Source organism: Nonomuraea sp. NPDC049129 (assembly GCF_040648495.1).
Classification (GTDB): Bacteria; Actinomycetota; Actinomycetes; order Streptosporangiales; family Streptosporangiaceae; genus Nonomuraea.
Genome location: NZ_JBEZDU010000002.1, coordinates 716,920 through 735,892 on the forward strand (window position 1 = coordinate 716,920; position 18,973 = coordinate 735,892).

The following is an 18,973-nucleotide window of genomic DNA, read 5'->3' on the forward strand; positions in this document are numbered from 1 at the left end:
TATCAGGGGCTGGTCAGGCGGTAGCCGTACCTGCTCATGAGCGGTAGCGCGGCGAGGGTGCTCAGCGCGACGCTCGAGGCCGGCAGGGCGGTGCGCCAGGCGTCGTCGGGCCTGATGGCCACGGGCCCGGTGCGCAACCGGTCGGGATTGCCGGTGACGGTGTGGTTGACGCCGAGCCGGGCGGTGTTGCCGTCGATCACCGGGCCGGGGGAGGGTAGACCCGCCCACGCCATGACCTGGCCGATCGTCTCGGCGGGCCGCGCGGCGAAGTCCTCGTACCTGAGCCTGAGGCACCTGCCGGGGTAGGCGCGCGCGATCCACTCCGACGCGGCGTTGAAGCAGGTCCAGTACGCGCTGCTGCGCAGGGGGCTCATGGCCGGGATGTAGCCCTTGGCGCGGTGCCACGAATAGGCGGTCGCCCGGGGGTCGCGCACCATGTGCAGCACCTGGGGCCGCAGGTCGGGCAGGCCCATGAGGTGGGCCGCCTCGGCGGGGAACTTGGAGGTGTCGACGATCACCTCGGCGCCCAGCGCCGCGCCGATCGCGGTATAGAGGCGCCGCTTGACCTCGCTGATGCGCCGCACGTCGCGCGGCGGCCGGGCCATGCCCCGTGCCTCGCGCAGCCGCTCCTGGGTGAAGCGGGTGCGCAGACGGGCGTTGTGCAGGCCGATCATCTCCGTCGCGAGGGTGTGACCGTCCAGCTCACGCAGCACCCGCCGCCACACGTCGCAGTCCTGGAGGTCCTTGCCGCAGCCGCAGGTGCTGTTGGTGCCGGTGCCGAGCACGCCGTTGGACCACAGGTAGTTGAGCTCGCCCACGTGCGCGACGCCCGGCAGCTCGTTGAGCAGGTTGCCGAGCAGCGTACTGCCCGATCTGCACCAGCCCGTGACGTAGAGCACTCGCGGCGCTGTGGGCGTCATCGGCTCGCGGTCCGTCCGGCGACGGCGCTCTCACTGCTTGGCTTTGTGGCGGCGGGCTTTGTGGCGGGTGCTCTTCCGGCGGCGGCTTTTCTGACGGCGGTCACCAGACGGTCGCAGTCGGCCAGGTCCAGGTTCGCCGAGAGCGGGATGTCGATCGCCTCGCTGACATAGCGCGCCGACGTCGGAAAGAGGCTCCGCGCGGCCTCCGGGTTGTCGCCGAGCAGGAAGCGCCAGTTCCAGAAGGCGCGTACGTTGACGTCGTCGCGGTCGCCGAGCGCGCGGGCGTCGACCCCCTCGGCCGCGACGGCCTCGGCGAACGCGACGCACTCCCGCGGCGTGGCCCCCGGCAGCCGGAAGACCAGCGCCTCGCCGAGGTAGGCGCCCGGTGCCACCGGCTGCCGCAGCGCGATCCCGTCCAGGTCCGCCAGCCGCTCGGTCACGTAGTCGTAGTTGCGGCGATGGGCGGCCAGCCGGTCGGGCAGCCGCTGGAGCAGGGCTCCGGCCAGCGCCGCCCTGATCTCGTCCATGCGGAAGCTGAAGATGGGGTACGCGCGGTCGTCGACGTCCGGGACCTTGCCGGGGAAGTGGCGGGCCATCCGGCCTTCGTAGGCGCCGCTGTAGACCACCGCACGGGCGTACGCCTCGGGGTCGTCCGTGAGCAGGAACCCGCCTTCGCCGGTGTTGAGCGACTTGTCGGACTGGGTGCTGAAGGCGCCGAAGTGGCCGAACGTACCCAGGTAGCGGCCGTCGAGCCGCGCGCCGAGGGCGGGCACCGCGTCCTCGACCACCAACGCGCCGTACTCCTCCGCCAGTCGGCATATTTCCGGCATGTCGCTGGCGAATCCGCGCATGTGCACCACCACGACCGCCTTGGCGCCCTCGTCGAACACCCGGCGCAGGTCGCGCACGTCCAGGTGCAGGTTCTCGTCGCACTCCACGAGCACCGGCCGGTGCCCGGCGAGCAGGATCGCGCTCGGCGTGGCCGCGAAGGTGAACGCGGGGCAGGCGATCGGCGAGCCGGCGGGCAGCTGGAGCGCGAGCAGGCTCAGGGTGATCGCGGTGGTGCCGCTGGCGCAGGCCAGCGCGTGCCCGGCGCCGAACACCTCGCACAGCCGTCGTTCGAAGAGCCCGGTAAATGTCTCCTCGTGCGGTCGGAAATCGTAACGGAAGAACAACCGGGCGCGCAGCGCCTCGATCGCCGCGGTGATGTCCTCCGGGCTGAGGAAGACATCTCCCTTGTCATAAGTGGGCCAGGTGGTCAGGGGTGGATTCACCGGTCCCTCGAATCTGTTGGTACAAATAACGTGAGCTATTTGGTCGGGTAGTGAATTACGCGCTGGACCTAAGAGCCGACTATCGCGGCAAGTCCCCGGAAAGACAACCCCCTCGCGTGTGTCACAAATGCGTGATAAGCCGTCGAAGAACCTCGGCCCGAGAAAGGAACGAGCCAGTGACGGTCTCCACGCTGAACGCCCTGAACGCCGCCTGTCCCGATCGGGTGGTCGGACCCGGCCACCCCGCTTATGACGAGGTGCGGCTGCTCTTCAACGGCATGCACGATCTGCGGCCGCGGCTGATCTGCCTGCCGCGTGACGTCGCGGAGCTGCGGGCGGTGATCCGTACCGCCCGCGAGGCCGGGCTGGCCACGGCGGTGCGCGGCGGCGGGCACAACGTCGCCGGGTACGCCTCCGTCGAGGACGGGCTGGTCATCGACCTGCGGCTGATGAGCTCGGTGACGGTCGATCCGGGCGCGCGCACCGCCACGGTCGGCGGCGGCGCCACCTGGAGCCAGATGGACCTGGCGACCACCGCGTACGGGCTGGCCACCACGGGCGGCACCTTCGACACCACCGGCGTCGGCGGCCTGACCCTGGGCGGCGGCCTCGGACACCTGATGGGCAGATACGGCCTGACCTGCGACAACGTGCTCTCCTACCAGCTCGTCACGGCAGCGGGGGAGGTGGTCGAGGTGGACGCGGAGCGCGATCCCGAGCTCGACTGGGCGCTGCGCGGCGCTGGCCACAACTTCGGCGTGGTGACGGAGTTCCGCTTCCGTACGCACCCGGTGGGCCTGCTGTACGGGGGCTGCGTGGCCTATCCGCGCGCCGAGCTCGGCCGGGCCGTGCGCCTGTTCCGCGAGCTCATGCTCGACGCGCCCGACGAGCTCAACTGCACGCTGTTCCTGAAGAGGTACGGGCCCACGCACGTCCCGGCGGCGGTGATCTGCGTGGCCTACAGCGGCGACGACGAGGGCTACCGGGCGGCGCTGGAGAAGCGGCTGCGCGGGCCGGAGATCCTCGACTGGCAGCTCATGCCCAGGTCGTACCTGTCGCTGCAGGCCGCGCTCGGCCGTCTGGCGTTCGGGCTCAGGCACTACTGGAGCGCCCGCTTCGCCGAGGCCCTGCCGGACGCGCTGGCCGACGCGCTGGTCGAGCGGTTCCTGGCCGGCCGCTGGCTGGGGCCCTTCAGAGACGGAATCCTCGTCGAGGCGCTGCACGGCGCGGTGCGGCGGGTGCCCGCCGAGGCCACGGCCGTGCCCTTCCGCGGCGCCGCCTTCAACATCACGGGCACGGCGATCTGGGCCGACCCGGCCGCCGACGAGGAGCGGACCGCCTGGGCGCGGTCCGTCTCGGCCGTCGCCGAGCCGTACAGCCGCTGGGGCGACGGCTACATCAACTATGCGTCCACCGGCGACCGGGCCAGGAAGACCTTCGGCGAGACGGCCTTCGACCGGCTGACCTCGGTGAAACGGCGGCTGGACCCGGACAACTTCTTCCGCGCCAACTACAACGTCGCGCCCTCACCCGTCCGCTGAGCCGCGTCCACCGGCTCAACGATGCGTCGCCCCCGGGGTCATCACCAGGTGGACGCCGTCCAGGGCGGCATGACCTTCACTGGTGGGACCCGAGTCCTTCACCGCAAGGAGTTCTCGTGATCGTCCTCGGATACAACGGGTTCGGTAAGGTCGCCGAACTCTTCGCGCGTTATTACGGGTCGACGGGAATCGACCGTCACATGCTCTACGGCCACGATTCCTCGGCGGCCCTCATGGTAGACGGGGAATTGGTCGCGGCCGTCGAGGAGGAGCGGCTCAATCGCGAGAAGAAGACCGCCCGGTTTCCGGCCCGGGCCATCGAATGGGTTTTAAGGGCGGCCGGGAAAACGTACGACGAGGTCGATGTCTTCGCGCATTCCTGGCGTTTCTCCCAGGACGTGATGAACAACATGATCGCCGAGATCGTGGACGCCGACGCACCGGTGGACAAGAAATTCGCCAGGCTGCGGCGGCTCGACGACACCTATACCAGGATTTTCAGCCAGGAGGCCATTCTCGCCGACTTCCACGAGCACACGGGCCACCCGCTGACCGCCGAGAAGCTGGTCACGGTGCCGCATCACCTCGCCCACCTGATGACGGGATACCACCTGTCCGGGGGCGGGGAGGCGGCCTTCGTGGTCAGCGACGGCCGGGCGGAGTGGCTGTCGGCGATCCTCGGCGAGGTACGCGACGGCAAGGTGCGCCTGTTCGACGACGCGACCGTGGACGGGGACAACTCGCTGGCCCTGCTGTTCGCGGTGCTGACCAGGTATCTCGGCTTCATGCCCAACAACGACGAGTACAAGGTCATGGGCCTGGCCGGCCACGGCCCGCCGCCGGAGCCCAACCCGCTGCTCAAGCACGTGGTGGCGCTGACGGACAACGGCCGCTACACCATCCCCTACGCGCCGCGGGCCGTACGCGCCTACTACGCGCTGTTCGACCGGATCTTCGACACCGACCCGGACGGCCGGGAGGACTTCGACGTGCGGGTCCGGGTCGCCGCGGCCGCCCAGGAGATGGTCGAGGCGGTGACGGCCCACCAGCTGCGCGCGCTGGAGGAGCGCAGCGCGCTCCCGCGACTGCTGTTCGAGGGCGGCCTGGCGCTGAACTGCGTCAACAACACCAAGCTGCTCGAAGGCTCCAGGTTCGCCGAGATGGACGTGAGCTTCGGCGCCAGCGACCCGGGTGTGGCCATCGGCGCCGCCTTCTACGCCAGTCAGGAGGCGGGCGACAAGCCGCGGGTCTCCGGCTCGCCCTACCTGGGGCCCGCGTACGGCGACGACGAGATCCTCGCCACCCTCGACGCCCACGCGGGGCGCGTCGAATGGCGTGAGCTGGCACCCGGCGACGTGGCGCGGGAGACGGCCGCGCTGCTGCGGGAGAAGTGCGTGCTCGGCTGGTTCCAGGGCCGGACCGAATACGGGCCGCGCGCGCTGGGCAACCGGAGCATTCTCGCCAATCCCCGCTTCGGCGATATCAAGGACATCATCAACGACCGGATCAAGCACCGGGAGCCGTTCCGGCCGTTCGCGCCCGTCGTCCTCGAGGATGTGGCCCCCGAGGTGTTCGAGATGGGGAAGAAGCGGGCGTCGCCGTACATGACGTTCGTCTTCCCCGTACGGCCCGGCTACCGCGACCTGATTCCCGGAGCCACGCACGTGGACGGCACGTCCAGGATTCAGACGATCCGCGAGGAGGACAACCCGCTGCTGGCGGAGTTGCTGCGTGCCTTCACCGAGCTGACCGGGGTGCCCTGTCTCATCAACACCTCGTTCAACGTGGCCGGTGAGCCCATCGTGTGCTCTCCGGCCGACGCCATGGACTGCTTCCTGAAGACCGAGATGGATTACCTCGTGCTCGGACGGTTTGTAGCCACCAAATCAGCTCAGCGTTGACAACCATTTAAACGGTTTTCCGGGGAGGGACGAGGCATGTCTCCTGGCGAGGAGTTCGCGTGGGCGGTGGCGGGCTCGCGGAACGGCGGCGACGTCGAGGTACCGTACCGGCTGGCGCTGACCGAGGCGTTCCCGCTGTTCAAGACCCGGCCGCGCTACACGGTCCGGCACCTGCTGAAGAGCGCGAAGGTGGGCGACGGGCAGGTGCCCTACGTCCATGAGGCGCCACCGGCTGAGCTGGCGCCGTCGGGGACGTCGTACGCCGAGACGCCCGAGTCCGTCTTCGCCGCCAGCGTCCGCGTGGCCGGCCTGACCGAGGTCAAGGTCGGCGTGCCCGTGCCCAAGGGGGTCCTTGACGAGCCCGGCCTGCTCGCCGCCTTCGTGGACTACCGCGTGCTCGTACGGCTGTCCACGGTCGAGAACCAGATCCTGCTGCACGGCTCCGGCGACGGCGCGATCGACGGGCTGCTGCACCTGGCGGAGTCACGGCACGCGCCGTTCGACGGCGATCCCGAGGACGTGCTGACCGCGGCGGCGGCCGAGGTCGAGGAGACCGGCGGCTCGTGCGACGGGATCGTCACCCACCCCGGCCTGTACTGGAAGCTGGTCCGGGACGGGACCCTCGACCGGCTGGCGACGGCCGGCATCCGCGTCTCGCGCACCCGCATGATCGGCGCGGGGGACGCGCTGCTCGGCGACTTCCGCGCGGCCGTGACGCTGCTCGACCCCGCGCAGTCCACGCTGCGGCTGCGCAGGGACACCGAGGTCATCGAGGCGAGCACCCGCGTCGGCCTGACCGTACATCTGCCGCAGCACTTCCTGCTGCTCTCCTGAGAGGTGTTGGGTCATGGACCTTGGGTTGAACGGACGTGTCGCGCTCGTGGCGGCGGCCAGCAGCGGGCTCGGCCTGGCCGTGGCCCGCACGCTGGCGGCCGAGGGTGCGCACGTCTCCATCTGCGCGCGCGAGCCCGACCGGCTGGCGCGGGCGCACGCCGAGATCGACGCCGCGGGTCCGGGACGGGTGCTCAGCACCAGCGTGGACGTGCGCGACGAGGCGGCCGTGGCCAAATGGGTGGGGCGCACCGCCGACGAGTTCGACTCGCTGCACATCGTGGTCAGCAGCTCGGGCGGGGTGCCGCACGGGTCGCTGGAGGAGTTCGACGTGCCCGTGTACCGGCGGGCGCTGGAGGACAACACGATCCCGCACGTGAGCGTCGTCCTGGCCGCCCTGCCGCACCTGGACACCGGCTGGGGCAGGGTGCTGATGCTCACCTCGGAGGCGGTACGCCAGCCGCTGCCCCTGACCGGTCTGTCGGCCGTCGCCCGGCTGGGCGTGCTGGGCTTCGCCAAGGGGCTCGTACCGAGCCTCGGCCCGCGCGGCATCACCGTGAACGTCCTCGCCCAGGGCTTCCACCGCACGCCCGCGCTGGACCACCAGTTCGGTGACGAGGCGGACGCGGCGCTGGCGCGGGTGGCCGAGGGACTGCCGATGCGCAGGATCGGACGGCCGGGCGACTTCGGGGCGATCGCCGCGTTCCTGGCCAGTGAGCACACCTCCTTCATCACGGGCGTGGTGCTGCTGGTGGACGGCGGCAACACCCGCGGCCTGTGAGCGTTCCTGCTGATGGCCGGCGACGGCGCCTGCGGCCTGTGACCCCCTGGGCGCGGACGTTCGCCGGGCTGGTGGCGGCGCTGTTCGTCACGTTCACGGCGTTCGGCGCGGCGGTGCCGGTGATCCCGCGACTGGTGACCGAGGAGCTGGGCGGCACGCCGTTCGCCGTCGGCGCGGCCTTCACCGCGACCGCGGCGGTAACCCTGGCACTGCGCCCCTACGGCGGCCAGCTCGCGCAGCGCTTCGGCGGTCGCCGGCTGATGCTGGCCGGCTCGGCGCTGGCCGCCGTCGTCGGCGCCCTGTACGCGCTCCCGTGGGGCCTGCCCGGCCTCATCACCACCAGGCTCGTCATGGGCGTCGCCGAGGCGTTGTTGTTCACGGCGGGCTCGGTGTGGACGGTCCAGCTCGCGCCCGAGAACCGCCGGGGCCAGATCGTCGGCTGGTACGGCCTGGCGATGTGGGGCGGCTTCATGGCCGGGCCCGCCCTGGGCGAGTCGCTGTACCGTCTCGGCTCCTACCCGGCGGTGTGGGCCGCCGCCGTGGTCCTGCCGCTCCTCGCCGTCGCGGTGCTGAGCCTGCTGCCGTCCGGCGCGCGGCTGCCGGTCGTGTCGCGCAAGCTCATCCCGGGCGCGGCGGTGCTGCCGGGGCTGGCGCTGGGCATGGGGGCGTTCGGGTACGGCGTGCTGGTGGGCTTCGGCGCGCTGGCCCTGTCTTCCAGAGGGATCTCCAACGGGCCCGTACTGCTCAGCGTGTTCAGCGCCGCGTACATCGTGACCCGGCTCGTGGCCGGCCGCCTCCCGGACCGGCTCGGCCCGATGCCGGTGATCGTCGCGTCGAGCCTCGCGCAGGCCGCCGGCCTGGCCATGATCGGCTTCGCGCCCGGCTGGTGGGTGGCGGCGGCGGGGGCGGTGCTGTCGGGGGCCGGGTTCACCCTGCTCTACCCGTCGCTCGCGATGATCACGATCAGCCGGGCGCCGGAGGTGGAGCGGGGGGCCGCGCTGGGGGCGCTGAGCTCGCTGTACGACATCTTCTTCGGGCTCGCGGGGCTGGTCGGCGGGGTGGTCGCGGACATCAGCTACCCGGGGACGTTCGCGCTGGCGGCGGCCGTCGTACTCGGCTCACTCGCCCTCGGGCCGCTGGCGACGCGCCAGATCCCTGCGCGGCGGTCAGGTTGACATGAGGCCGGAGCGGTAGGCGAAGGAGACCAGCTGGGCCCGGTCCTTAGCCTTCAACTTGGCGCGGAGGCGGTGCAAATGGGTGCGTACCGTACTGACCCCGATGTACAACTCTCCCGCCACCTCCTCGGTCGACCGCCCCTGCGCGACCAGGAGCAGCACCTGCTGCTCGCGCGGCGTCAACCCGGCCAGCGTGGGCTGCTCCAGCTCGGCGGGAGGGGGCTCCCGCTGCCTGAACCAGTCGACCAGCCGCTGCGTCACGACGGGCGAGAGCATGGTCTGCCCCCGGCCCGCCGCCCTGATGACGGCGACGACCTCGTCCTGCGTGGAATCCTGGGTCAGCAGCCCGTTCGCGCCCGCGCGCAGCACGTCGGTGACCGTCTGGTCGGTATGGTCGACGGTGAACACGACCACCCGAGGCTCGGGGTCCAGCTTCTCGGCCCGTAATCGCTGGATCAGCTCCAGCCCGGACAGCCCGCCGAGGGTCAGCCCGGTGACCACGACCTCGGGATGATGCTTGCGGGCGAGCATGATCGCATGGACGCCGCTGTCGGTGGTCTCGATCACGTTGACGTCGTCCCGGGAGGCCAGGATCGACAGTAGGCCGAACCGCGTGATCGCGTATTTATCACAGATAATCACTCTTAGTGACGCACCGCACATGCGAACTCTTTTCCGTGATTTGTGGGCAGCATGTCACATCTGTTCGGTTACGCCGGGGATGTACACGCGAAATCAGGGATTTCTAGGGGGCGCAGCATCTTGACATTTGGTCCGACTCGGAGCTGGACAAGTGGGTAATGCGTCGTGGCGTGTGCGACAGGTGGGGCGACGATGGCCACTGTCCGTCTCCACGGCTTGTCCCGTCGCCCGCTCAACGGCCGGGTGATCGCCCCCGCCGTCCAGCACGCGCTGCTGCTCAACGCCACGGCCGCCTGGGTAACCCTGGTGTGGCCGCGCGGATCCGGGAGCCGTTCACGGTGGCTCCCCTGCGAGGAAGCCGTGGAAGCCGCAGGGCGAAAAGGCGCAGTGCTCTGCACACGGCGCTTTAGCATCGTCCTATCGAATCCGAGGACCCAGCGGGGATTCTCGATGATCCCGTCTTTAAGCCGATTTGCCCTTGGTGTCGTTCGAGCGGGATGACCTACTGGTTCGAGAGCAGGAACAGCGTGTAGGCCGCCAGCGTCGCCGCGTCCGTGATCTCGCCGTCGCGGATCATGGCCTCGAAGTCCGTGCGCTTGAACCACCGATGCAGCAGGTCCTGCTCCTCGACCTCCAGCTCGTTGGGCCCCGGCTCCAGCCCGGTGGCCACGAACACGTCGAAGCTCTGTGACGACATGCCCTTGGCGCAGCTCAGCCGTCCCAGGTGCCGCATGTCCGCCGCCGTCAGGCCGGTCTCCTGGCGCAGCTCCTCGCGTGCCAGGTGCTCGGGGTCACCGGTCCGCATCTGCGGGAACGTGCCCTGCGGGAACTCCCACGACCGGGCGCGGATCGGGTAGCGGTACTGCTCCACCAGGTGCAGCCCGTCGTTCTCGACCGGGATGACCAGCGCGTAGTCGGGCTTCTCGACGTAGGAGTAGATGCCTTCGGAACCGTCCAGGCGGCGGATGCGGTCCTCGCGCATGCGCAGGTACGGGCTCTCGTACACGACCTCGGTCGAGAGGCGCCTGATCGGGTGTTCGCTGTCCGGTCGTACGTCCATGGCTCCTACTCGGTTCGCGCGGTGCAGTCTGTCCGTGGCTTCTACTCGGTCCGCGCGGTGAAGTCTGTCCATGGCTTCTACTCGGTCCGCGCGGTGAAGTCGGCGAAGTCGAATCCCGGTGAGACGACGCAGCTGACCAGCACCTCCTCGCCGCCGGCGGGCCGGGCCGACTGCCACACGCCGCCCGGCACCACGGCCTGCGGCACCTGGCCGTCCTCGACCAGCGGGCCCAGGATGACGCTCTCGTCGCCGATGGTCAGGTCCAGCGGGCCGCCCCGATGCCACAGCCACACCTCGTCGGACCGGACCACGTGCGGCACCGACTCCTCGCCAGGACCCAGCAGGAAGTAGATACCGGTGGCGGAGGCGCGAGGCCCGGGATAACCGGCGGGCAGGAAGGTGACGGGACTCCGCCAGGTCTCGCGGAACCAGCCGCCCTCGGGATGGGGCAGCAGGTCGAGGGCGCGGGCGATGGGCGGGCGCTCCACGAACGCGATCGCCGCGCCGGTGACGTCACGGCGCAGGAAGCGGGTGCCGTCGAGGACCAGCTGGCCGTCCAGCTCACTGGCCAGGGCCTCAGCCTCGTCGGCGACCTCGATGGCCGGGCCGCTGGGATAGATCGTCAGCTCCACGTGGGTGATCCTACGTGCTGGGGTGCGCGGCGGCGGTGAGGTCGGTTGGGTGGCGAACGGATCGCCCGGGTGCCGGTGTGCCGACGACTGCGGTGGACCGAGTGACAGGAGTGGGGTGGACCGACCGACAGGAGCGCAGGGGAGCGACTGACAGGAGTGGGGTGGAGCGACGTCATCTCACCCTGACCAGTAGCCGTGTGGATCTTCTTGGCGGATCGGTCTGAGCGGGCAGTAATTGTCGGTCGAGCTGGCTAGTCTGCGGCAAGTGATCGAACGGTGGAGCCGTGATCAGGTGCTCGCTCTCGCCCCCGACGCCTCGTCCCAGAAGGCGGCGCAGGGCGTGGCGACACCTGGCAAATGGAGCTTGCGCGGCACGACTGACGACGTGCTGTTCGGTGAGTGCAAGGGGAGTGGAGCCACGCCCTACATGGCGTGTGTCGATCTCTCCGAGCCCGCATATCGGTGCAGCTGTCCCAGCCGGAAGTTCCCGTGCAAGCACGCGCTCGGGCTGCTGCTCATGTGGTCGGCAGATGGGGTTCCCGCCGCCGATTCGCTGCCGCCGTGGGCGGCGGAGTGGGTCGCTATGCGTAAGGAACGTGCCGCCAAGGCGGCGGCCAAGCTCGAGGCCGCCCGCGCCCGTGCCGCCGCGGAAGCCGAGAGCGACCCAGAACTGGCCGACTGGCCCGAATCGGATCCGACGCCGAACGCCGGGTCGGGCGCCGACCCAAGCACGGCGTCGGACACGGGCACGGGCGTGGGGTCTGGTTCGGACGGCGGATGGGGCGCGGCGTCGGACACGGACATGGGCTTGGACGGCGGATCGGGCAAGGCGACGGACATGGGCGCGGCCTCAGGCGGTGGGCCGGGCACGATCTCGGGAACTGATTCGGGTTCAGGTTCGGGCACGTCCTCGGGCTTGGGCTCGGGCTCGGAAGGCGGGCAAGGCTCGGGCGCGGCGGCTGGCGGTGGGTCCGGTCTGGGCTCCGGGCCGTCCTCCACTGGTAGGTCAAGTGGTGGGCGGGGTGCAGGGGTCGAGTCCGTTCGGCATGCGCGGGTGAGTGCCGGACTGGCCGAGCTCGAACGGTGGCTGGCCGACCAGGTGCGGCAGGGCCTGGCGGGGACCGACGCCGACGAATGGGACGACCTGGCCAAACGCCTCGTCGATGCCCAGGCGCCGGGCGTCGCCAACGCGCTCTCCCGGTTGCGGGAGGTGCGCATGGCCGACGATTGGCCGAGTCGGCTGCTGGCCGAATACTCGCTGATCAACCTGCTGGCGGTTGCCTACCGGCGGCGCGCCGAGCTGCCGGGGCCGTTGCGCCAGACCGTCCTGATCCGCGCGGGCTTCCCCGTCGCGCGGGAGGACGTGCTGGTCCGGCCGGTCGTACGCGACCGGTGGCATGTGGTGGGCAGACGCGACGAGGAACACGACCGGCTGACCGCCCGCCGGGTATGGCTCCGGGGCCATGACACCGGCCGGGCGGCGCTGATCCTGTCCTTCGCCGCCTCCGGCCAGCCACTCGACGCCTCGCTGGTCACCGGCACCACGATCGACGCCGACGTCGCCTTCTACCCGGGCGCCGCACCCCTCCGCGCCCTGGTGGCCACCCGCCACGCCACCCCTCGAAGCCTTCCCACCGACCGGACTACCTTCGCCGACCAGGGCGAAGCCACAGGCCGGAGCGCCCCCGACTATCGAGCGGATCTCGACGGTGGGGCTGATTTCGGCGGTCGGAGAGATCTCGGTGGTCGTGTTCCGCCTGGGGTTTCGCCGGAGACGGCGCTCGGTGAGATCGCCGCCGCCGTGGCCGCCGACCCGTGGACCGACTCCTGGCCCGTCGTGCTGGCAGGCGTGGTTCCCGGCCGCACTTCTGTGGGCGGGTTCCCGCTGCACCCGAGGTCACGTGACCCGTGGCGGCTGATCGCCGTCTCCGGCGGGCGGCCGGTGACCGTGGCCGCCGAGTGGACCCCACTGGGCCTGCGCCCGCTGACCACCTGGGCCGACGACGGAACGGCGGTGATCCTGTGACCTGGGACGACCTGGCATCGACGGCACTGGTCGGCACCGACCGCAGGCCGTACGAGGGAGACCTGCTTGAAAGCGCCGCCGTAGAAGTGGTGCGCCGCCGCGCCGGTCAGCAACTCATCGAGACGACCAAGGCCGACAGGACCGAGGACCAGGCGACAGCGGGTGAGGGGGCCGAGAGCAAGGCACCGGCGGGTGAGGCGGCAGCGGGTGGGGCCACCGAGCAGGGGTGGGCGAAAGACGAGGAGTTGCCCGCCGTGACCGCCCAGGCCGCCGAGCGCCTGGCCAGGATCCTGGGCGGCGAGTACGACCGCCTGCTCCCCGAATGGCTGGCCGCCGCCTCCACCGCAGGCCGCAGAGTGCCCCCGTACGTCCTGCCCGAACTCCTCGACCGGGGCAGACGCGACCAGTCGATCAGAGCGAATCTCGGCCTGGTCGCCGGGCAGCGCGGCAGGTGGCTGGCCGCCCTGAACCCCGACTGGGCGTACCTGCTCGAAGAGCCGACCGGCGAGACGTGGGAGCTGGGCAGTTCGGCCGACCGCCGCGCCTACCTGAGCCACCTCCGAAGGCACGACCCCAAGCAGGCCAGGGCGCTGCTGGAGGCGGGCTGGGAGCGTGAGGGGCCGGACGACCGGGCGGCGTTCGTCGAGGTGCTGGCCGACGGGCTGTCGATGGACGACGAGCCGTTCCTGGAGCAGGCCCTCGACGACCGTAGGCGAGAGGTACGCCAGCAGGCCGCCAACCTCCTCACCCGCCTCCCCGAGTCGCGCCTGGCCCAGCGCATGGCCGTACGCGCGCGAAGCTGCCTGACCGTCACCAAGCGCACGATCATCGTCGAGGCGCCCACAGCGTGTGACAAGGCGATGGAGCGCGACGGCATCCGGGCCAAGCCCCCGCGAGGCACCGGTGAGCGGGCCTGGTGGCTCCAGCAGGTCATCGCCCGCGCGCCCCTCGCTCTCTGGGGCAGCCCCGCCAAGCTGCTCAAGATGAAGATCCCTGACTGGGACGGCGAGGTGAAGACCGCCTGGGTGCGCGCGGCCGTGCTGCAGCGGGATCCGGAGTGGGCGCGGGCGATGTTCGCGTGGGACCCGATCGCGGATCTGCTGGAGGCGCTGGGGCCGGACGAGCAGCAACAGCTTGCCGCCGATTTCGTGAAAAAGCATGACCTGGACAGCCAATTGATCATGGTGCTGGGCGGTGTGTCCTCGCACTGGCGGGAGAAGCTGGCGACAGCGGTCCTCCGCAAGATCACCAAAGTGGCCACCACCCAGCCATGGAACCTCGGTGAGCTGATCAAACTGGCCGGCGAGCACATCGACCCGGCGCTCGCCGAGCTGGCCGAGAACTACTCGCCCGTTCAGCCCATCCAGCAGGTCGCCGCCCTGCTGCGCTTCCGTGCCGACCTGATGAAGGAGCTCTCATGACCGTCCTGCGCCCCCATGCGGAAGATCAGTACGCCGAGGAGCTGGCCGTACTCGCCAAGGACGACGACCGGACCAGGCCACCCGGATGGAAGCTGTCACCGTGGGCCGTGACCACGTACATCCTTGGCGACGGCCGGCAGATCACCCCGAAATACGTGGGCGCCCGCCGCATCGTCGAGGTCGCCGTCGCCACCCTGGCCACCGACCGCGCACTGCTGCTGCTCGGTGTGCCCGGCACGGCCAAGACCTGGCTGTCCGAACACCTGGCCGCCGCGATCAGCGGCGACTCCACCCTTTTGGTGCAGGGTACGGCCGGGACGGCAGAAGAGGCCATCCGCTACGGCTGGAACTACGCGCGGCTGCTGGCCGAGGGCCCGTCCGTCGAGGCGATGACCCCGTCGCCCGTCATGCGAGCCATGGCCGAGGGCCGGATCGCCCGCGTCGAGGAGCTCACCCGCATGCCCTCCGACGTACAGGACGCCCTGATCACCGTCCTGTCGGAGAAGACGCTGCCGATCCCCGAGCTCAACCGCGAGGTCCAGGCCGAACGCGGCTTCAACGTCATCGCCACCGCCAACGACCGCGACCGGGGCGTCAACGAGCTGTCCAGCGCCCTGCGCCGCCGCTTCAACACCGTCGTACTGCCGGTGCCGGCCACCGCCGAGGAGGAGGTGGACATCGTCTCGCGCCGCGTCACCCAGCTCGGCCGCTCGCTGGAGCTGCCCGAGACCAGCACGGGGCTGGCGGAGATCCGCCGCGTGGTGACGGTGTTCCGGGAGCTGCGTACGGGTGTGACGGAGGACGGCCGTACCAAGGTCAAATCCCCCAGCGGCACTCTGTCCACGGCCGAGGCCATCTCGGTGCTGACCAGCGGCATCGCCCTCGCCGCCCACTTCGGCGACGGCGTGCTACGGCCCTCCGACGTGGCCGCCGGGATCGTGGGCGCGGTGGTGCAGGAGCCGGTGTCCGACCGGGTGGTGTGGCGCGAATACCTCGAAACGGTCGTCCGCGAGCGCTCCGACTGGCGCGACTTCTACCGCGCCTGCCGCGAGGTCTCATGAGCGTCTCGATCCTCGGCGTCCGGCACCACGGCCCCGGCTCGGCGCGCGCCGTGCGGGCGGAGCTCGAACGCCTCCGCCCCGACCTGATCCTCATCGAAGGACCTCCGGAGGCCGACGCACTGGTAGCCCTCGCGCCCGAGCTCGAACCGCCCGTCGCGCTGCTCGCGCATGTGCCCGGCCAGGCGTCCAGCGCGGCCTTCTGGCCGTTCGCCGGGTTCTCGCCCGAGTGGCAGGCCATCCTGTACGGCACGGCGGCCGGCATCCCGGTACGCTTCTGCGACCTCCCGGCAGCCCACAGCCTGGCCGATCCCCACGACGCCGACACCCCCGGCACTGTCGCCCCCGACGCCCCCGCTGCTGACACCCCCGAAACCGTCACTCCTGACGCCGCCACTCCCGGCACCTCCGACGTCGACAGCCCCAAAGCCGACAGCCCTGACCCTCGGGCCGCCACCCTTGAGCCCGGCCCCGAGGCGGATCTCGAGCCTGTGCCCGGTTCCGACCCCGAGCGCTTGCGGGTCGATCCCATCGGCACCCTGGCCGCCGCAGCCGGTTACGACGATCCCGAGCGCTGGTGGGAGGACGTCGTCGAGCACCGGGGCGACACCCCGTTCGAGGTGATCGCCGAGGCCATGGCCGCCGTTCGCGAGGGCCACGAGCCCGACGAGCGGGAGGCCAGGCGCGAGGCGTACATGCGCAAGACCCTCCGCACCGCCATCAGACAGGGCCACGACCGCATCGCGGTGATCTGCGGCGCCTGGCACGTCCCCGCCCTGACCGCCCCGCTGCCCCCGGCCAAGGCCGACGACGCGCTCCTGCGTGGCCTGCCCAAGGTGAAGGCGCAGCTGACGTGGGTGCCGTGGACGTACGGGCGGCTGGCCTCGTGGAGCGGCTATGGCGCGGGCATCTCCTCGCCCGGCTGGTACCACCACCTGTTCACCGCGCCCGACCGGCCCGTGGAGCGGTGGCTGGCCGGAGCGGCGGCGGTGCTGCGCGACGAGGGCCTGGCGGTGTCGTCCGCGCACGTCATCGAGTCCGTACGCCTCGCACACAGCCTCGCCACCCTGCGTGGACGCCCGCTGGCCGGGCTCGGCGAGGTCACCGAGGCGGCCAGGGCGGTGCTGTGCGAGGGCGACGACCTGGCGGTGGAGCTGATCCAGCGGCGCCTGGTCGTCGGCGACCGGCTCGGCCATGTCTCCGACGGCACGCCCATGGTGCCGCTCCAGCGCGACCTGCGTGAGCAGCAGCGACGGCTCAAGCTGAAGCCCGAGGCGCTGGACCGCGCGTTGGGGCTCGACCTGCGCAAGCCGCTCGACCTCGACCGCAGCCACCTGCTGCACCGGCTGCGGCTGCTCGACGTGGAGTGGGGGGTGCTCGGGGAGGCCAGGGGCAAGGGGACGTTCAGGGAGACGTGGACGCTGCAGTGGCGGCCGGAGTTCGACCTGGCGCTCGTCGAGGCGGCGGCCCTCGGCATCACGGTCGCCTCCGCCGCCGCCCAGCGGGCCCGCGACCTCGCCTCGGCGGCGTCGGTGACGCTGGCCGACCTGACCGGGCTGGTCGAACGCTGCCTGCTGGCCGACCTGCCGCAGGCGCTGCCCGAGGTCCTGGCCGCCCTCTCGGCCAAGGCCGCGCTCGACACCGACGTCACCCACCTGATGGCCGCACTACCGGCGATGGTCCGCGCCCACCGCTACGGTGATGTACGCGGCACCTCGGCCGAGGGGCTGGCGGTGATCGTCCGATCCATGCTCGACCGCATCTGCGTCGGCCTGCCCGTCGCGGTCACCGGCCTCGACGACGAGGCAGCGGCCGCACTGCTCAGCGGCGTCGACGCCGTCCACACGGCCGTCGCGCTGATGTCAGAGGAACCGACCACTTCGCCGCTAGAGCGGGCCGCCGGGTCGACATCGGCGGAGGCCATTGGCTCAGCGCCGGAGGCCGTCGGGCAGGAGCCAGCGGCGCCGACCTCCCGTCAGGCGGCGTCGCCGCTCAGCCGGTGGCTGGTCACGTTGCGTGGGATGAGTGACCGCCCCGACCTGCACGGGCTGATCGAGGGACGGCTGACCAGGATCCTGCTCGACGCCGGCGAGCTCGACGACGCCGACGATCGGATGTCGCGGGCGATGTCCAGGGGCCACGCGCCCACCAGGGCCGCCTCCTGGATCGAGGGCTTCCTGGGCGGTGGCGGGCTGCTGCTGGTGCACGACCCGAGGTTGCTCGGCCTGGTCGACGCCTGGCTGACCGGGCTGGACGGCGAGCAGTTCGTCGACGTGCTGCCGCTGCTCCGCCGTACGTTCGGGAGCTTCGCCGCACCAGAACGCCGGGCGATCGGCGAGCGCGTCCGATCGGCGGAGCGGTCGGAGTGGTCCGGGCGGGCGGGGGAGCAGGCCGTGGACGAACAGCGGGCGGCGGCGGCCGAGCGGACCGTGCTGGCGATCTTAGGGAGAGCGCGGATCGGCGGGGGAGAGCATGGCTGAGCGTGCTGGCGATCTTGGGGAGAACGCGGATCGGCGGGAGAGAGCATGACTGAGCGTATGGACGAGCGGCTGCGCAGGTGGCGGCTGGTGCTGGGCGGCGGCGACGCCGACGGCATCTGCGCGGGCCGCCAAGGAGGCGCGGGCGGGGCAGGCGGGCTTGAGGGCGCCGACGCGGACATGGACCGGGCGCTGGCCGCCGTGTACGACCGCGACGGCGGCCTAGGCGCCTCGGCGCCCCGGGTGGCGCGGTGGCTGGGCGACATCAGAACCTATTTCCCCTCGACCGTCGTCCAGGTCATGCAGAAGGACGCGATCCAGCGGCTCAACCTCACCAGGCTGCTGCTCGAACCCGAGATGCTGGAGGCCGTCGAGCCCGACGTACACCTGGTCGGCACGCTGCTGGCGCTCAACCGGGTCATGCCCGACCAGGCGCGCGAGTCGGCCAGGGCGGTGGTGCGCAGGGTCGTACAGGAGCTCGAACGCAGGCTCGCCCAGAAGACCAGGGCCGCCGTCACCGGCGCGCTCGACCGCTCGGCCAGGACCCACCGGCCCAAGCGGGTGTCCGACATCGACTGGGACCGGACGATCAGGGCGAACCTCAAGAACTACCTGCCCGAGAAGAACACGGTCGTCCCCTCGCGGCTCGTCGGCTACGCGCGCAGGCAGCGGTCCGTGCAGCGCGAGGTGGTGCTCGCCATCGACCAGAGCGGGTCGATGGCGGCCTCGGTGGTCTACTCGAGCGTGTTCGGCGCGGTGCTGGCCTCGATGCGGTCGCTCAAGACGTCGCTGGTGGTGTTCGACACGGCCGTGGTGGACCTGACGGATCAGCTGCATGACCCGGTCGAGCTGCTGTTCGGCACGCAGCTAGGCGGCGGTACGGACATCAACCGGGCCATCGCCTACAGCCAGGGTCTCATCACGCGGCCGGCCAACTCGATCTTCATCCTCATCAGCGACCTCTATGAGGGCGGTGTGCGGCAGGAGATGCTGCGCAGGGTCGCCGCGATGACCCAGGCGGGCGTCCAGGTGATCGTGCTGCTGGCCCTGTCCGACGAGGGCGCGCCCTTCTACGACCACGAGAACGCCGCCGCGCTGGCCGCGATGGGGGTCCCGGCCTTCGCGTGTACGCCTGACGCGTTCCCGGACCTGATGGCCGCCGCGATCGAGCGCCGCGACATCGCCCAGTGGGCCGAACGGCATGTCGGCATGGGTTCCTGAAACGTGGCGAAAG

General features: G+C 71.1%; 15 protein-coding genes. 10 read left to right on the forward strand and 5 right to left on the reverse strand.

The features are described 5' to 3' along the window. Positions 1-2: 2 nt before the first annotated feature. Both AB0B64_RS08305 and AB0B64_RS08310 read right to left on the reverse strand, forming a co-directional pair. Positions 3-920 (reverse strand): sulfotransferase, encoded by a 918-nt coding sequence (locus tag AB0B64_RS08305; RefSeq protein ID WP_358175667.1) that lies wholly within the window; start codon positions 918-920, stop codon positions 3-5. Then, positions 917-2,194, reverse strand: coding sequence for an aminotransferase class I/II-fold pyridoxal phosphate-dependent enzyme (locus AB0B64_RS08310; protein ID WP_358175670.1), 1,278 nt, complete (start codon positions 2,192-2,194; stop codon positions 917-919). The genes AB0B64_RS08305 and AB0B64_RS08310 overlap by 4 nt, the downstream gene beginning before the upstream one ends. 176 nt (positions 2,195-2,370) lie before the next feature. Here AB0B64_RS08310 and AB0B64_RS08315 point away from each other — a divergent pair, with 176 nt between their 5' ends. From AB0B64_RS08315 to AB0B64_RS08335, 5 genes are all read left to right on the forward strand, one after another. Continuing rightward, entirely contained in the window at positions 2,371-3,735 is a 1,365-nt protein-coding gene (locus tag AB0B64_RS08315; RefSeq protein ID WP_358175673.1) for an FAD-binding oxidoreductase, read from the forward strand. 116 nt (positions 3,736-3,851) lie between these two features. Then, a complete protein-coding gene (locus tag AB0B64_RS08320) occupies positions 3,852-5,636 on the forward strand; it encodes a carbamoyltransferase C-terminal domain-containing protein (RefSeq protein WP_357960328.1) in 1,785 nt (594 codons plus the stop codon). Between the two features lie 36 nt (positions 5,637-5,672). Continuing rightward, positions 5,673-6,470 carry a family 3 encapsulin nanocompartment shell protein gene (locus AB0B64_RS08325; protein WP_358175676.1) on the forward strand — a complete coding sequence of 266 codons (798 nt, stop codon included), beginning with the start codon at positions 5,673-5,675 and terminating at the stop codon, positions 6,468-6,470. Positions 6,471-6,483: 13 nt separating this feature from the next. Further along, positions 6,484-7,248 (forward strand): SDR family oxidoreductase, encoded by a 765-nt coding sequence (locus AB0B64_RS08330; RefSeq protein WP_358175679.1) that lies wholly within the window; start codon positions 6,484-6,486, stop codon positions 7,246-7,248. 38 nt (positions 7,249-7,286) lie between these two features. Further along, entirely contained in the window at positions 7,287-8,423 is a 1,137-nt protein-coding gene (locus tag AB0B64_RS08335; RefSeq protein WP_358175681.1) for an MFS transporter, read from the forward strand. On the opposite strand, the gene AB0B64_RS08340 is transcribed toward AB0B64_RS08335, so the two are convergent. The 3 genes from AB0B64_RS08340 to AB0B64_RS08350 form a co-directional block, all read right to left on the reverse strand. Then, the gene (locus tag AB0B64_RS08340; protein ID WP_225289552.1) at positions 8,415-9,065 is read right to left on the reverse strand and encodes a response regulator transcription factor; all 651 of its coding nucleotides are present in this window, start codon (positions 9,063-9,065) and stop codon (positions 8,415-8,417) included. The two genes, AB0B64_RS08335 and AB0B64_RS08340, sit on opposite strands and share 9 nt — an antisense overlap. Positions 9,066-9,567: 502 nt before the next feature. Beyond that, a complete protein-coding gene (locus tag AB0B64_RS08345; RefSeq protein ID WP_357960318.1) occupies positions 9,568-10,125 on the reverse strand; it encodes an NUDIX hydrolase in 558 nt (185 codons plus the stop codon). 77 nt (positions 10,126-10,202) lie between these two features. Continuing rightward, a complete protein-coding gene (locus tag AB0B64_RS08350; RefSeq protein ID WP_358175684.1) occupies positions 10,203-10,757 on the reverse strand; it encodes a cupin domain-containing protein in 555 nt (184 codons plus the stop codon). Positions 10,758-11,022: 265 nt separating this feature from the next. Between AB0B64_RS08350 and AB0B64_RS08355 the strand changes: the two genes are divergently transcribed. The 5 genes from AB0B64_RS08355 to AB0B64_RS08375 are packed head-to-tail and all read left to right on the forward strand — an operon-like array spanning position 11,023 to position 18,960. Beyond that, positions 11,023-12,783, forward strand: a complete 1,761-nt coding sequence (locus AB0B64_RS08355; protein WP_358175687.1) for an SWIM zinc finger family protein — start codon at positions 11,023-11,025, stop codon at positions 12,781-12,783. Further along, entirely contained in the window at positions 12,780-14,204 is a 1,425-nt protein-coding gene (locus tag AB0B64_RS08360) for a DUF5691 domain-containing protein (RefSeq protein ID WP_357960311.1), read from the forward strand. Before AB0B64_RS08355 ends, AB0B64_RS08360 begins: the two co-directional genes overlap by 4 nt. Next, positions 14,201-15,265 carry an AAA family ATPase gene (locus AB0B64_RS08365; RefSeq protein ID WP_219536275.1) on the forward strand — a complete coding sequence of 355 codons (1,065 nt, stop codon included), beginning with the start codon at positions 14,201-14,203 and terminating at the stop codon, positions 15,263-15,265. The genes AB0B64_RS08360 and AB0B64_RS08365 overlap by 4 nt, the downstream gene beginning before the upstream one ends. Continuing rightward, entirely contained in the window at positions 15,262-17,742 is a 2,481-nt protein-coding gene (locus AB0B64_RS08370) for a DUF5682 family protein (RefSeq protein WP_358175690.1), read from the forward strand. The genes AB0B64_RS08365 and AB0B64_RS08370 overlap by 4 nt, the downstream gene beginning before the upstream one ends. A gap of 45 nt (positions 17,743-17,787) precedes the next feature. Beyond that, entirely contained in the window at positions 17,788-18,960 is a 1,173-nt protein-coding gene (locus tag AB0B64_RS08375; protein ID WP_357960303.1) for a VWA domain-containing protein, read from the forward strand. Positions 18,961-18,973: the final 13 nt, after the last annotated feature.